At 52.2% G+C, this 14,204-nt stretch carries 12 protein-coding genes; 3 read left to right on the top strand and 9 right to left on the bottom strand.

Annotation, left to right across the window (positions count from 1 at the left end):
- Nucleotides 1-7 precede the first annotated feature (7 nt).
- The 9 genes from ACQG2Q_RS04995 to bolA form a co-directional block, all read right to left on the bottom strand.
- Entirely contained in the window at nucleotides 8-406 is a 399-nt protein-coding gene (locus ACQG2Q_RS04995) for a YbgC/FadM family acyl-CoA thioesterase (RefSeq protein WP_017694410.1), read from the bottom strand.
- Between the two features lie 97 nt (nucleotides 407-503).
- The gene (locus tag ACQG2Q_RS04990) at nucleotides 504-884 is read right to left on the bottom strand and encodes a helix-hairpin-helix domain-containing protein (protein WP_023305584.1); all 381 of its coding nucleotides are present in this window, start codon (nucleotides 882-884) and stop codon (nucleotides 504-506) included.
- Nucleotides 885-1,033: 149 nt separating this feature from the next.
- Nucleotides 1,034-2,905, bottom strand: coding sequence for a peptidylprolyl isomerase (gene ppiD, locus ACQG2Q_RS04985; RefSeq protein WP_023299452.1), 1,872 nt, complete (start codon nucleotides 2,903-2,905; stop codon nucleotides 1,034-1,036).
- A gap of 212 nt (nucleotides 2,906-3,117) precedes the next feature.
- Complete coding sequence (gene hupB / locus ACQG2Q_RS04980) at nucleotides 3,118-3,390, bottom strand: nucleoid-associated protein HU-beta (protein WP_002444653.1); 273 nt, start codon at nucleotides 3,388-3,390, stop codon at nucleotides 3,118-3,120.
- A gap of 210 nt (nucleotides 3,391-3,600) precedes the next feature.
- On the bottom strand, nucleotides 3,601-5,955 hold the full coding sequence (gene lon, locus ACQG2Q_RS04975; protein WP_006809878.1) for an endopeptidase La: 2,355 nt from the start codon (nucleotides 5,953-5,955) through the stop codon (nucleotides 3,601-3,603).
- 184 nt (nucleotides 5,956-6,139) lie between these two features.
- Nucleotides 6,140-7,414, bottom strand: coding sequence for an ATP-dependent protease ATP-binding subunit ClpX (clpX, locus tag ACQG2Q_RS04970; RefSeq protein ID WP_006809879.1), 1,275 nt, complete (start codon nucleotides 7,412-7,414; stop codon nucleotides 6,140-6,142).
- A gap of 127 nt (nucleotides 7,415-7,541) precedes the next feature.
- A complete protein-coding gene (gene clpP, locus ACQG2Q_RS04965; protein WP_006809880.1) occupies nucleotides 7,542-8,165 on the bottom strand; it encodes an ATP-dependent Clp endopeptidase proteolytic subunit ClpP in 624 nt (207 codons plus the stop codon).
- 260 nt (nucleotides 8,166-8,425) lie between these two features.
- Nucleotides 8,426-9,724: a trigger factor gene (tig, locus tag ACQG2Q_RS04960; RefSeq protein ID WP_006809881.1), complete on the bottom strand. Its 1,299-nt coding sequence runs from the start codon at nucleotides 9,722-9,724 to the stop codon at nucleotides 8,426-8,428.
- A gap of 331 nt (nucleotides 9,725-10,055) precedes the next feature.
- Nucleotides 10,056-10,373 carry a transcriptional regulator BolA gene (gene bolA / locus ACQG2Q_RS04955; RefSeq protein WP_003859051.1) on the bottom strand — a complete coding sequence of 106 codons (318 nt, stop codon included), beginning with the start codon at nucleotides 10,371-10,373 and terminating at the stop codon, nucleotides 10,056-10,058.
- Between the two features lie 303 nt (nucleotides 10,374-10,676).
- On the opposite strand from bolA, the gene ACQG2Q_RS04950 reads away from it, so the two are divergent.
- From ACQG2Q_RS04950 to cyoA, 3 genes are all read left to right on the top strand, one after another.
- Nucleotides 10,677-11,255 carry a lipoprotein gene (locus ACQG2Q_RS04950; protein WP_022647246.1) on the top strand — a complete coding sequence of 193 codons (579 nt, stop codon included), beginning with the start codon at nucleotides 10,677-10,679 and terminating at the stop codon, nucleotides 11,253-11,255.
- A 45-nt stretch (nucleotides 11,256-11,300) separates the two neighbouring features.
- Nucleotides 11,301-12,776: a muropeptide MFS transporter AmpG gene (ampG, locus tag ACQG2Q_RS04945; RefSeq protein ID WP_063146594.1), complete on the top strand. Its 1,476-nt coding sequence runs from the start codon at nucleotides 11,301-11,303 to the stop codon at nucleotides 12,774-12,776.
- 478 nt (nucleotides 12,777-13,254) lie between these two features.
- Nucleotides 13,255-14,202 carry a cytochrome o ubiquinol oxidase subunit II gene (gene cyoA / locus ACQG2Q_RS04940; protein ID WP_006809886.1) on the top strand — a complete coding sequence of 316 codons (948 nt, stop codon included), beginning with the start codon at nucleotides 13,255-13,257 and terminating at the stop codon, nucleotides 14,200-14,202.
- Nucleotides 14,203-14,204: the final 2 nt, after the last annotated feature.

Raw genomic sequence — 14,204 nt, 5'->3', positions numbered from 1 at the left:
ATATTACTTATGCGATCATCAGCTCCAGCTTTTCGCGCAACTCCCCTTCCAGCGGCAACGCTTTCTGGGTTTTGAGATCGATACAGACAAAGGTGATCAGCGCATCGGCCACCACCTGCCCTTCTGGCTCAAGCGTGACGACCTGGCTCAATACACCACTTTTGCCATTCAGTTGTTGGACCTCACTGGTCACGGTGAGCACATCCCCAAGCACAGCCGGGCGGCGGTAGTTAATGTTGATGTTGACGACCACAAACGCGATGTTGTGTGCGGTCAGCCACTGGAAGCTTTCGCTGTTCTCCAGGCCATCCCAGCGCGCCTCTTCAAGAAATTCAAGGTAGCGGGCGTTATTGACGTGCTGGTAAACATCGAGGTGATAACCACGGACTTTGATTTGTGTCTGCATAGCGCAATAGCCTTTCGTTGTTATAGGTTCAGAGGTCATAACTGGTATGACCTCTTTATCCTGGCAAATTTTTGCCGCAGTGCAAGTGATTACGCGATTACAGCGTCAGGTGTGCGAGATTGCGCTCAACCAGCGCGCTGCCCATACCCGGCACCTGCTTGAGATCGTCAAGGGTTTTGAAAGGACCGTACTCCTCGCGGTAGCTAACAATGGCCTGGGCTTTTTTAAGTCCCACACCGTTCATCACGCGCGCGAGCTCTTCTGCCGATGCCGAATTGATGCTGACTCGCGTACCGTCATCCTCTGCACTTTTACCGGCATCAGTCGCTTTTGATTGCGTATGAGCCTGCGCAGCTGAGTCTGTTTTGGTCTGTGCAGCCTGCGCTTTAGCCGAGGGCGACGCCGCCAGCGCGCCCGCACTCATCCCGGAAGTGGCAATAGCCAGTGTAATTAACAGTGCTTTGATTCCACATTTCATGCTGTTTTCTCCTTGTTTGTTGACAGCCACGCCACGATAGCCGTACGAGAAAACAGGGACAAACAGCAGATTGCAGAAATGGAAAAGGCCGCGAAAGCGGCCTTTAGTTTTTTGCAGAGCGTTACGAAAATCTGCGAGCAGGTACGTAATTATTGCTCCTGGGTCACCACATCACCCAGCTTGATTTTGGCTTCTTTACGCAGGTTGCTCATCATCGCTTCGAAAGCAATCTGGGCATTATTCTGGGTAATTCCCTGAACCATGGCCTTCTTCTGCGCGTCTGGCAGCGTGCCGGCTTTGACTTCATCCAGAGCCAGAATCACCACGTTACCCTGCATATCGGTCGTGGTGCCAAAGACAGGTTTGTCTTTCGCCGGCAGGCTCAGACCAAACGCCGCCTGGCTGACAGGATCCTGACCGGTACGGCTCAGCGTTTTGGCTTCGCCAAAGTTCAGGCCAGCCGCTTTCAGTGCATCGTTCTTACCGGCTTTCAGATCGGCCAGAATTTTCTCTGCATCCAGTTTTGCCTGCTGTGCCGCTTTGTTGTGTTTGACCAGCGCCACCACCTGATCTTTCACTTCCGCCAGGGGCTTCACTGCCTCGGCTTTGTGCTCGCTGACGCGCAGTACGAACGCACGGTCACCGTCAACGGTAATGATGTCTGAGTTGCTGCCCGGCGTACCGTTCTCACCTACCAGACCACCATTGAAAATGGCATCTGAAACCGGTTTGAAGTTCAGTTCTTCCGGCAGATTTTCATGGCTGAACCAGCCCGTCTCAACCGCTTTCACGCCAGCAGCCTGCTCAGCGCCCGCCAGTGATTCGTTGTCGTTGCTTGCGGCATCGCTCACTTTCTGTTGCAGAGCATAGAAGGCGTCCAGCGCTTTCTCCTGCTTCACTTTCGCAGCGATATCATCACGAACGTCAGCCAGCGGCTTGGTTTTCGCCGCCACGACATCGTCCAGACGCGCCACCAGGAAGCCAACGGAGGATTTGATTACACCAGACAGTTGGCCTTTCTCTTTAAGACCCGCATTTTTCAGCTCGTCCGGGGTAGTGGAATCTTCCAGCCAGCCCATATCACCGCCGTTTTTGGCAGAAATAATGTCGGTGGATTTTGCTTTCGCCACGGTCGCGAAATCAGCGCCTTTGTTCAGCTCGTCCAGCACGGCTTTTGCTTCTGCTTCCGTTTTGGTCTGGATCACGCTGTAACGGTTACGCTGCGGCTGAGTGAACTGATCCTGATGCTGGTCGTAATAAGACTGGATCTCGGCGTCAGTCGCGTTTTTCTGCATCGCAGCTGCATCCAGCTTGATATAGCTTACGCGGAACTGTTCAGGAGAGATGAAGTTGTTCTTGTTTTGCTCATAGTAAGCATTAACTTCAGCGTCGCTAACCTGCTGTTTCGCCGCCAGTGCATTGACATCAATCGTCGCTTCACGCACCACGCGTTGCTGCGCCACCAGTGCCGCCAGCGCTTCAGTTTCGCCTTTCAGCATGAAATCGGTGCCCACCACCGCGTTGATCAGCTGTTGCGTGGTCAACTGGTTACGCAGCGCCTGTGCGTACTGGTCAGCCGTCATCCCCATCTGGTTAACAATGCTGTTGTAACGCGCGTTGTCGAACTTCCCATTAGACTGGAAAGCCTGCGTCGAGAAGATGGCTTTTTTAACCTGCTCATCGCTGATGCCCAGACCGAGGCTTTTCGCGTACTGGTCCAGCAGCGCTTCGTCGATAAGGCGGTTCAGCGTCTGCTGACGCAGGTTTTTCATATAGCCTTCGTTGGCTGCAAGTTCAGAGTATTGGTCGCCCAGCTGTTGCTGCATGCGGTTACGTTCACCAGCAAAAGCGTTCTCGAACTGCCCACGGCTAATTTCCTGGCCATTCACTTTTGCGGCGTAGTTCGCGCCACCGCCGATGAGGTAACTACTCACACCGGTCAATATGAACGACACGATAATGATACCGAAAATAATCTTGAGCACGAGACTGTTAGCAGCCGTGCGTAAGCTGTCCATCATGGTGTAACAACACTCCGCTGTAGGTGACTGGTTACCTGACGCTGACGGAAAATCCTGACCGTCGCGCGTAAAGGCGTATTGTGACAAGAAAACAGGGCAATTGTCAGCCCACAACTCGCATAAACTCGCACAAATCAGGTCTGGACAAACAAAAAAGGCACATCAAACGATGCGCCCTTATACTTTTCAGCTTCCCTGGAGCGGGAAAGCAATCAATTTACTGCGTCTTTCAGCGCCTTACCTGCACGGAAACCCGGCACTTTAGCGGCAGCAATGGTGATCTCTTTACCGGTCTGCGGGTTGCGGCCAGTACGGGCAGCACGCTCTTTAACCGCAAAAGTACCGAAGCCTACCAGTGCAACGTCGTCCCCAGCTTGCAGAGATTCAGTAACAGAAGCAATTAAAGCATCTAAAGCACGTCCAGCTGCAGCTTTAGAAATATCAGCACCCGCAGCAATTTTGTCAATCAGTTGAGATTTATTCACTGTTCTCTTCCTCTCTTTATAATTTATATCGCACCTGAATCCTTCACAGCGCGACCGCGCAGCAGTTATATCAGTCCTGCTATGACCTTACAACACCCGTTGTTGATGGCTAACCCAATCAGCAATCTAAATTAGCTATACAAAAAAAGGCTGGCAAGTACGAAATGACTTACCAGCCTTGTTTTTATTAGCGCTCTTTGCGCGAGGTCACTATTTTGCGGTTACAACCTGCATTCCGGACGGTTCATTTTGCAGTGCGAGAGTCAGAACTTCCTCAATGCGTTTCACCGGATGGATCTGCAAATCGGCAATAACGTTGTCCGGAATCTCTTCCAGATCGCGTTTATTCTCGTAAGGAATCAATACGGTTTTGATCCCACCACGGTGTGCCGCCAGCAGTTTTTCTTTTAACCCGCCGATGGGCAGTACCTGACCACGCAGCGTAATTTCACCAGTCATGGCCACATCAGCACGGACCGGGTTCCCCGTCAGGCAGGAAACCAGCGCCGTACACATAGCAATACCCGCGCTTGGGCCATCTTTCGGCGTCGCCCCTTCCGGAACGTGAACGTGAATGTCGCGTTTTTCGTAGAAATCCGGGTTAATACCCAGTTTTTCCGCGCGCGCACGCACCACGGTCAACGCTGCCTGGATGGACTCCTGCATCACTTCACCGAGCGAGCCAGTGTAGGTCAGCTTGCCTTTACCCGGTACACAGGCGGTTTCAATGGTCAGCAGATCGCCACCCACTTCCGTCCACGCCAGTCCAGTCACCTGACCAACGCGGTTTTCGTTGTCCGCACGGCCATAGTCGAAGCGTTGAACGCCGAGGTAAGCATGCAGATTGTCGCCGTTAATCACGATGTGCTTCAGGCTCTTATCCAGCAGCAGCTGCTTAACCGCCTTGCGGCACAGTTTAGAGATCTCACGCTCAAGGCTACGCACGCCCGCTTCACGGGTGTAGTAACGAATAATGCCGACAATAGCGCTGTCCTCAACGGTCAGCTCGTTAGCTTTTAGCGCGTTACGCTCAATCTGCTTCGGCAGCAGGTGCTGCTTAGCAATGTTCAGCTTCTCGTCTTCGGTATAACCGGACAGACGGATCACTTCCATACGGTCCAGCAGTGGCGCCGGAATGTTCATGGAGTTGGAGGTCGCCACGAACATCACATCGCTCAGGTCGTAGTCGACTTCCAGATAGTGATCGCTGAACGCCACGTTCTGCTCTGGATCAAGCACTTCCAGCAGCGCCGACGCCGGATCGCCACGCATGTCCGAAGACATTTTGTCGATCTCGTCGAGGAGGAACAGCGGGTTTTTGACGCCCACTTTCGCCATCTTCTGGATCAGCTTGCCCGGCATAGAACCGATATAGGTACGGCGGTGACCGCGGATTTCCGCTTCATCACGCACGCCGCCCAGCGCCATACGGATGTACTTACGTCCGGTCGCTTTGGCGATGGACTGACCCAGAGAGGTTTTACCCACCCCTGGAGGCCCTACCAGGCACAAGATTGGACCTTTGATTTTGTTCACACGGCTCTGTACCGCGAGGTACTCAAGAATGCGGTCTTTCACACGTTCCAGGCCATAGTGGTCGGTATCGAGGATTTCCTGTGCCTGACGCAGGTCTTTTTTGACCTTGCTGCGGGCATTCCATGGAACCTGAACCATCCACTCAATGTAGCCGCGTACAACGGTCGCTTCCGCCGACATCGGAGACATCATTTTCAGCTTCTGCAACTCAGCTTCGGCTTTCTCTTTCGCCTCTTTCGGCATCTTCGCCGCGTCGATCTTACGCTTCAGCGCTTCGTTTTCATCCGGCGCATCGTCCATCTCGCCGAGCTCTTTCTGAATGGCTTTCATTTGCTCGTTCAGATAGTACTCACGCTGCGATTTTTCCATCTGCTTTTTGACGCGGTTGCGAATGCGCTTCTCAACCTGGAGCAGATCGATCTCAGACTCCATCATCGCCATCAGGTATTCCAGACGTTCGTTAACGTCGGACATTTCCAGCACGGACTGTTTGTCAGCCAGCTTCAGCGGCATATGCGCAGCGATGGTATCCGCCAGACGTGCAGGATCGTCGATGCTGTTCAGCGACGTCAGCACTTCAGGTGGGATTTTCTTGTTCAGCTTGATGTAGCCTTCAAACTGGCTGATCGCGGTGCGTACCAGCACTTCCTGCTCGCGCTCATCAAGTTCCGGTGAATCAAGGTACTCTGCCTTCGCAGAGAAGTGCTCGCCATCGTCTGACAGAGTGGTAATACGCGCGCGCTGTAAGCCTTCCACCAGCACCTTCACGGTGCCATCTGGCAGCTTCAGCATCTGCAAAATAGAGGCCACGGTCCCGACGGTGAAAAGATCGTTTACACCCGGCTCATCCGTTGATGCTTCCTTCTGCGCAACCAACATGATTTTTTTATCATGATCCATGGCGGCTTCGAGGCAACGGATAGATTTTTCCCGCCCTACAAATAAGGGTATGACCATGTGCGGATAAACCACCACATCGCGCAACGGCAATACGGGGATTTCAATGCGTTCAGAACGCTCAGGATTCATAGAGCTCTCTCTTAGTTTAGTGTCCGCCAGGTAAACTGGTCATGTAACTGTGCTTCACACAACCATTAACATGTAATCCAGTATATGGGGATGTTTCCCATACATTCAACGCCATGAATACGGAAAAAGTAAAGGGGAGATAAAATCCCCCCTTTTTGATTAACTGATTGTATGAAATGGTGAATTATTCGCCAGATGCCTGCTGCGCTTCCGGTTTACCGTAAATCAGTAACGGCTTGGTCTGGCCACCAATGACGGACTCGTCGATCACGACTTTTTCGACATCTTCCATAGAAGGAAGATCGTACATCGTGTCGAGCAATGCTGCTTCCACGATAGAACGCAGGCCACGGGCACCGGTTTTACGCGCCATCGCTTTCTTGGCAATCGCGTCCAGTGCTTCGTCACGGAATTCCAGCTCAACGCCTTCCAGATTAAACAGCGCCTGATACTGCTTGGTCAGCGCGTTTTTCGGCTCTTTCAGGATCTGAATCAGCGCGTCTTCGCTCAGTTCGTTCAGGGTCGCCACAACCGGCAGACGGCCGATAAATTCCGGAATCAAACCAAATTTGATCAGATCTTCCGGTTCAACCTGCGCCAGCAGCTGGCCTTCGTTTGGTTTTTCAGACGTAGCTTTCACCGTTGCGCCAAAACCAATGCCGGAGCCGGTTTCCACACGGTGAGAGATCACTTTATCCAGGCCTGCAAACGCACCACCACAGATAAACAGGATCTTGGAGGTATCAACCTGCAAGAATTCCTGCTGCGGATGTTTACGCCCACCCTGCGGTGGAACAGCCGCAACCGTACCTTCAATCAGCTTCAGGAGCGCCTGCTGCACGCCTTCGCCCGAGACGTCACGGGTGATGGATGGGTTGTCTGATTTACGGGAGATTTTGTCAATCTCATCGATATAGACGATCCCGCGCTGGGCTTTCTGTACGTCGTAATCGCACTTCTGGAGCAGCTTCTGGATAATATTTTCAACGTCTTCGCCCACATAACCGGCTTCGGTCAGGGTGGTGGCATCCGCCATGGTGAACGGAACATCCAGCAGGCGCGCCAGCGTTTCCGCCAGCAACGTTTTACCGGAACCCGTAGGCCCGATCAGCAGAATGTTACTTTTGCCCAGTTCCACGCCATTGCTGGTATCGCCGTTACGCAGACGCTTGTAGTGGTTGTATACCGCCACCGCCAGCACTTTTTTCGCCTGCTCCTGACCAATGACATAGTCGTCCAGGTGGTGGCGAATCTCGTGTGGCGTTGGTAACGCGCTGCGCTCACGGTGCGGCGCGACTTCTTTAATCTCTTCGCGAATGATGTCGTTACATAAATCGACGCATTCGTCGCAGATATACACGGACGGCCCGGCAATCAGTTTACGCACTTCATGCTGGCTTTTGCCGCAAAAAGAGCAGTACAGCAGTTTGCCCGAACCATCTTTGCGTTTATCTGTCATGAGTCCAAACCTCTTTTTAAGTTCTATGTGCCGCACATGACGACGCAAATGCCATACTCAGACGCAAGCTGCTTACAGGCAACGTGCCGCCCTAAATTAGTATAGCGGCACACTCGCGTCGCGGGCATCAATTACGATGGGTCAAAATGGAGTCGACTAAGCCGTACTCAACTGCCTCAGGTGCAGACAGGAAGCGATCGCGCTCGGTATCGCGCTCGATCTGCTCGAGTGGTTGACCCGTATGCTGCGCCATAAGTTCATTCATGCGCGCTTTTACTTTCAGAATTTCTCGGGCGTGGATTTCAATATCCGTCGCCTGGCCCTGGTAACCACCCAGCGGCTGGTGAATCATCACGCGGGAGTTAGGCAGGCAGAAACGCTTACCTTTCGCCCCTGCGGTTAACAGGAAAGCCCCCATGGACGCCGCCTGTCCCATACAGATGGTGCTGACATCCGGCTTGATGAATTGCATGGTGTCATAAATAGACATGCCCGCCGTAATCACACCGCCCGGCGAGTTGATGTACAGGTAAATGTCTTTTTCCGGGTTTTCCGCTTCCAGGAACAGCATCTGCGCCACGATCAGGTTAGCCATATGGTCTTCCACCTGGCCGGTCAGAAAGATAACGCGTTCCTTGAGCAGACGGGAATAGATATCGAAAGATCGCTCACCGCGTGAGGTCTGTTCAATAACCATTGGCACCAGCGCCATATGGGGTGCAAAGTTATCTCGTTCGCCACTGTATGACATTTCCGTCTCCTGGTTCAAAATTGAAAACACCTGCTGTACTGATTGTAACCTTATGGACGGATTATCAGCCAGTCTCAATCATCGTGATTACATACTAATGGGGGTCGCCATGCCCTATTTCAAGCATAACAACGTTTTGTTGTAACGCTAACACTGAAAGGGCGTTTTAGCACCCTTCCAGGACTAAAGCTGTGATAAAAAAAACCCGTCGCCGGAGGGCAACGGGTTTTTTGTTCAAACTTTAAACCGTTGGGGCGAAATTACGCCTGCTGGTTCATCAGTTCGGTGAAAGAGGTCTCTTTTTCGGTTACTTTCGCTTTCGCCAGTACCGCTTCAACAGCCTGCTCTTCCAGTGCAACGTTGCGCATGTTGTCCATCAGCTCTTTGTTCTTACCGTAGAACTCGATCACTTCTGATGGATCTTCGTATGCAGAAGCCATCTCTTCGATCAGGCCTTTCACACGCTCTTCGTCAGCTTTCAGCTCGTGGGTACGAATCACTTCGCCCAGCAGCAGGCCAACAACAACGCGACGTTTCGCTTGCTCTTCGAACAGCTCGCGTGGCAGTTCCATCGCTTGCTGCTGGTTGCCACCGAAGCGCTGTGCAGCCTGACGGCGCAGAACGTCGATTTCGCTGTCGATCAGGGCAGCAGGAACGTCGATGTCGTTCGCTTTCACCAGACCTTCAATCGCCTGAGACTTCACGCGGTTACGTACAGCGCCGTTCAGCTCGCGCTCCATGTTTTTACGCACTTCAGCACGCAGACCCGCAACAGAACCATCTTCCACGCCGAAACGCTTGATGAATTCTTCAGTCAGTTCTGGCAGTTCGCGCTCTTCAACTTTCTTCAGGTTGATGACGAACTTCGCTGCTTTACCTTTCAGGTTTTCAGCGTGGTATTCTTCAGGGAAGGTCACGTCGATGGTGAACTCTTCGCCTGCTTTGTGGCCTTTGATACCGTCTTCGAAGCCTGGGATCATACGACCCTGGCCCATCGCCAGTACGAAATCAGACGCTTTACCGCCTTCGAACTCTTCGCCGTCTACTGAACCGGTGAAGTCGATGGTTACGCGGTCTTCCGCGTCAACAGCGCCTTCTTTCTCTTTCCAGTTCGCCTGCTGCTTACGCAGGGTATCCAGCATGCCGTCAACGTCTTCGTCAGTCACGGAAACGATCGGTTTTTCAACTTCGATTGATTCCAGACCTTTCAGCTCAACTTCCGGGTACACTTCGAACTCTACGGAATAGGTGAAGTCTTCGCCCTGCTTGTATTCACCTGGAACGTAGTTTGGCGCGCCGGCTGGATTGATTTTTTCTTTGATGATCGCGTCGATAAAGTTGCGGCTCATCAGTTCACCCAGCACATCCTGACGCACGGAAGCGCCATAACGCTGAGCAACAACATTCATTGGTACTTTGCCCTTGCGGAAGCCGTCAATACGTACTTTTTTTGCTACGTTGACCAGCTCGCTTTTCACAGCAGTTTCGATGCTGTCAGCAGCGATAGTAATCGTTACACGGCGGCCAAGGCCTTGAGTGGTTTCAACTGAAACTTGCATCTTGTTACCTCAAAAAAATCACAGTGCTCGGTCAACTCTGAATCTGTCTGTTATACCGGGATGCTCTCTTATGTGCAGATTCACATTCCCTGTCGCCAGAATCATCCCGAAGACATTCAATAAGACGCGGCATTATAGCGGCATCACTTAGGTGAGTCGAGAACGGTTGGAGCATGTTGCTGCGGCTTTTTTCACACTTTAAGGCTATTTTTAGCCTTAAAAACGCGCCATCCGCTCAAAACTCAGACAAAACAAAACGGCCCGAAGGCCGTTTTGACGAAATCTGTAAGCAACATACTGGAAAAACTCCGGCGGTTGCAAATCCGATTTATCAGGCGATGGTGCCTGCACCCCGACAAGGCGGTGATGCGAATACCGTATCCTGCAGCCCTTCCCATTCCTTAATGGTGTAGGTATGCAGCGCGAGCGCATGTACGGTTGTGGAGAGTTCTTCCGTCAAGGTGCTGTAGATCAAGCGGTGTCGGTTCAGGAAACGTTCTCCCGTGAAGCGATCGCTGACCAGAACCACTTTGAAGTGGCTTTCAGAACCTGCCGGCACGTTATGACGATAGCTTTCGTCGACAACTTCGAGAAACACAGGGTTGAACGCTGCCCTTAATTTTTCTTCTATCTGTTCACGTATCATCATGAAATCACTCCTCCGACAACGCTAAGATGTCACCCATCCCTTTAAATATTAGCCGCTTTTACCGGTTCCATTACACCGTGACAACAAATATTTAGCTTTCGTCTGATTTTCTCATCCAAACGGATGAAGTTCACTATGAGGTTCATACGTTTTGTCACTTACAGGCAGAGAAAAGCGGAAAGGTGGTCAGTTTTCGGACAAGGCGATGAATTTACATGCGTTGACCACTTCCCCTGGCCGTTGGCGATGTTATGATGGCGGCAATTTTTCTCTCTTTGCTTACGATTCGTTGAGAACCCGAAAATGTTAAAAAAAATCTTCTTTCCGTTGGTAGCACTCTTTATGCTCGCCGGTTGCGCCACCCCGCCGACGACCATTGACGTTTCACCAAAAATTACCCTGCCTCAGCAGGATCCAAGCCTGATGGGCGTGACGGTCAGCATTAATGGTGCCGATCAGCGTCAGGACCAGGCGCTGGCGAAAGTGACTCGCGACAACCAGCAGGTTACGCTGACCGCTTCCCGCGACCTGCGCTTCCTGTTGCAGGAAGTACTGGAAAAACAGATGACCTCCCGTGGCTACATGATTGGCCCAAGCGGCGCGGTTGATCTGCAAATCATCGTGAACAACCTGTACGCTGACGTCTCCCAGGGTAACGTTCGCTACAACATTGCGACCAAAGCCGATATCTCCATCATCGCTACCGCGAAGAACGGCAACAAGATGAACAAAAACTACCGTGCAAGCTATTCCGTTGAAGGCGCATTCCAGGCCTCCAACAAAAATATCGCTAACGCGGTTAACAGCGTGCTGACTGACACCATTGCCGACATGGCACAGGACACCAGCATTCACGACTTCATCAAGCAGAACGCACGTTAATCCTGCTGACTGACCCGGTGCTTCACCGGGTCAGTTCATAAGAACATGTCCAGTCACTACTTACGCATTTTCCAGCAACCGAAATCAGCTATTCTGCTGATCCTGGGTTTCGCCTCCGGTTTACCCCTTGCGCTCACCTCCGGCACGTTACAGGCGTGGATGACGGTTGAGAACATCGATCTTAAAACCATTGGTTTCTTCTCGCTCGTCGGCCAGGCTTACGTCTTTAAGTTCCTGTGGTCGCCAGTGATGGATCGCTATACCCCACCGTTCCTCGGGCGCCGTCGCGGCTGGTTAGTGATGACGCAGGTGCTGCTGTTGCTGGCCATTGCCGCAATGGGTTTCCTTGAACCGTCAACGCAGCTGCGCTGGATGGCCGCGCTTGCGGTGGTCATCGCCTTCTGCTCCGCCTCGCAGGACATCGTTTTTGACGCGTGGAAAACGGACGTCCTGCCAGCGGAAGAGCGTGGCGCCGGTGCGGCAATCAGCGTGCTCGGCTACCGCCTGGGTATGCTGGTTTCCGGCGGACTCGCACTGTGGCTTGCTGACCGCTATCTCGGCTGGCAGGGCATGTACTGGCTGATGGCCGCACTGCTGATCCCCTGCATTATTGCCACCCTGTTCGCGCCTGAACCGAGCGATGTGATCCCGGTTCCACGCTCGCTGGAGCAGGCCGTCGCCGCACCGCTGCGCGACTTCTTTGGTCGCAATAATGCCTGGCTGATCCTGCTGCTTATTGTCCTTTATAAGCTTGGCGACGCTTTCGCCATGAGTCTGACCACTACCTTCCTGATCCGCGGCGTCGGGTTTGATGCGGGCGAGGTCGGCGTGGTGAACAAAACCCTGGGGCTGTTTGCCACGATTGTCGGCGCGCTGTACGGCGGCGTATTGATGCAGCGCCTGACGCTGTTCCGCGCTCTGCTGATATTTGGCATCCTTCAGGGCGCATCGAATGCCGGTTACTGGCTGCTGTCGATCACCGACAAGAATATGATCAGTATGGGGACGGCGGTATTCTTTGAGAACCTGTGCGGCGGTATGGGCACTGCGGCATTTGTCGCCCTGCTGATGACGCTGTGCAATAAGTCATTTTCCGCTACCCAGTTTGCGCTGCTCTCTGCCCTTTCCGCCGTCGGGCGCGTATACGTTGGCCCCGTCGCGGGCTGGTTTGTTGAAGCCTACGGTTGGCCGACCTTTTATCTCTTCTCGGTGGTGGCGGCCGTGCCGGGGATTTTATTGCTGCTGGTCTGTCGCCAGACGCTGGAATATACCCAGCGGACGGAACACTTCATGCCGCGCACGAAATATCACGCTGCCTATCGGTTTGCCCTGCGTCTGCTAATGGCAGGTTGTCTTGCCCTGGTAGGGTGGCTCACGGTGCTCATCATGAATGCGACTACCGACTTGTCACTTCCTTTTGAAACCCTTCTGCTTGATGCAGGTGTGTTTCTCGCTCTGGCGGGGATCCTGACGGGTGGGATGCTGGATTTCATGTCATTACGAAAAACGCAGATGACATGAAGTAAAAAGCGAAAGGTTATTTCCCGTTGTAATAACAGCCCGAAATTATAACGGTGAAATAACAGCCATCGACAAAAAAAATATTTGTTGTTTTGTGCGGGATAGCATTCGGAAATTATTGGAGCTTATTTCGCTACGCTATTTTTCATTAAACGATTCAGCATTCGAAACATTGAATTTTCGTTTTTTAGTTGTCTTTTTATTGATAATTAATTGTTAACTAATTGTGTGTTTTTCGCAATGGTTATACCAATTGTCCCTTTTGCGGTATGCTGGGGCACCCTTTCGTTATAACGCCCGCTCCGTGCGGCTTCCGTCTGGAAACGCGACATAATTTGCAACACTTGTGACATGTGCGGCAGAACCCAGTAACACCTTCCTGACACAGGGCTAATGATGTTTACAGTAATGTAACCTTCCCGTAAAATGCCCCCACACTTTAAACGCCACCAGACTCCCGTGGAATTGAGGTCGTTAAATGAGACTCAGGAAATACAATAAAAGTTTGGGATGGTTGTCATTATTCGCAGGCACTGTATTACTCAGTGGCTGCGATTCTGCACTACTAGACCCCAAAGGACAGATTGGACTGGAACAACGTTCATTGATACTGACGGCTTTTGGCCTGATGTTGATTGTGGTTATTCCTGCCATCTTGATGGCTGTTGGTTTCGCCTGGAAGTATCGTGCGAGCAATAAAGATGCGAAGTATAGCCCTAACTGGTCACACTCCAATAAAGTGGAAGCTGTGGTCTGGACGGTACCTATTCTGATCATCCTGTTCCTTGCTGTACTGACCTGGAAAACCACTCACGCACTTGAGCCGAGCAAACCGCTGGTTCACGATGAAAAACCCATTACCATTGAAGTGGTCTCCATGGACTGGAAATGGTTCTTCATCTATCCAGAACAGGGCATTGCTACCGTGAATGAAATCGCCTTCCCGGCGAACACTCCGGTTCAGTTCAAAGTGACCTCCAACTCCGTAATGAACTCCTTCTTCATCCCACGTCTGGGCAGCCAGATTTACGCGATGGCCGGTATGCAGACTAACCTGCATCTGATTGCGAATGAAGCAGGCACCTACGACGGTATCTCCGCCAGCTATAGTGGCCCGGGCTTCTCGGGTATGAAGTTCAAAGCTATCGCTACGCCAGACCGCGCGACTTTCGACCAGTGGGTTGCAAAAGCGAAGCAGTCTCCAAACACCATGTCTGACATGGCGGCGTTCGAAAAAGTGGCTGCACCTAGCGAATACAACAAGGTGGAGTACTTCTCTAACGTGAAACCGAATCTGTTCAAAGATGTTATTGGCAAATTTATGGATCACGGCATGAGCATGGACATGACCCAGCCTGAAGGCGAGCACAACACGCACCAGGGTATGGAAGGCATGGACATGAGCCACGCGGAAACCGCTCACTAAGG

It is taken from the genome of Enterobacter cloacae complex sp. 370H10 (genome assembly GCF_050031535.1).
Lineage (GTDB): Bacteria > Pseudomonadota > Gammaproteobacteria > Enterobacterales > Enterobacteriaceae > Enterobacter > Enterobacter intestinihominis.
This window is presented reverse-complemented; position numbering and strand designations above follow the sequence as displayed.

What these genes read in the sequence shown, in the direction of transcription:
- ppiD (WP_023299452.1), bottom strand. Translation starts at nt 2,905, where the DNA reads ATGATGGACAGCTTACGCACGGCTGCTAACAGTCTCGTGCTCAAGATT.
- bolA (WP_003859051.1), bottom strand. Translation starts at nt 10,373, where the DNA reads ATGATGATACGTGAACAGATAGAAGAAAAATTAAGGGCAGCGTTCAAC.
- lon (WP_006809878.1), bottom strand. Translation starts at nt 5,955, where the DNA reads ATGAATCCTGAGCGTTCTGAACGCATTGAAATCCCCGTATTGCCGTTG.
- tig (WP_006809881.1), bottom strand. Translation starts at nt 9,724, where the DNA reads ATGCAAGTTTCAGTTGAAACCACTCAAGGCCTTGGCCGCCGTGTAACG.
- ACQG2Q_RS04995 (WP_017694410.1), bottom strand. Translation starts at nt 406, where the DNA reads ATGCAGACACAAATCAAAGTCCGTGGTTATCACCTCGATGTTTACCAG.
- clpX (WP_006809879.1), bottom strand. Translation starts at nt 7,414, where the DNA reads ATGACAGATAAACGCAAAGATGGTTCGGGCAAACTGCTGTACTGCTCT.
- ampG (WP_063146594.1), top strand. Translation starts at nt 11,301, where the DNA reads ATGTCCAGTCACTACTTACGCATTTTCCAGCAACCGAAATCAGCTATT.
- ACQG2Q_RS04950 (WP_022647246.1), top strand. Translation starts at nt 10,677, where the DNA reads ATGTTAAAAAAAATCTTCTTTCCGTTGGTAGCACTCTTTATGCTCGCC.
- clpP (WP_006809880.1), bottom strand. Translation starts at nt 8,165, where the DNA reads ATGTCATACAGTGGCGAACGAGATAACTTTGCACCCCATATGGCGCTG.
- cyoA (WP_006809886.1), top strand. Translation starts at nt 13,255, where the DNA reads ATGAGACTCAGGAAATACAATAAAAGTTTGGGATGGTTGTCATTATTC.
- ACQG2Q_RS04990 (WP_023305584.1), bottom strand. Translation starts at nt 884, where the DNA reads ATGAAATGTGGAATCAAAGCACTGTTAATTACACTGGCTATTGCCACT.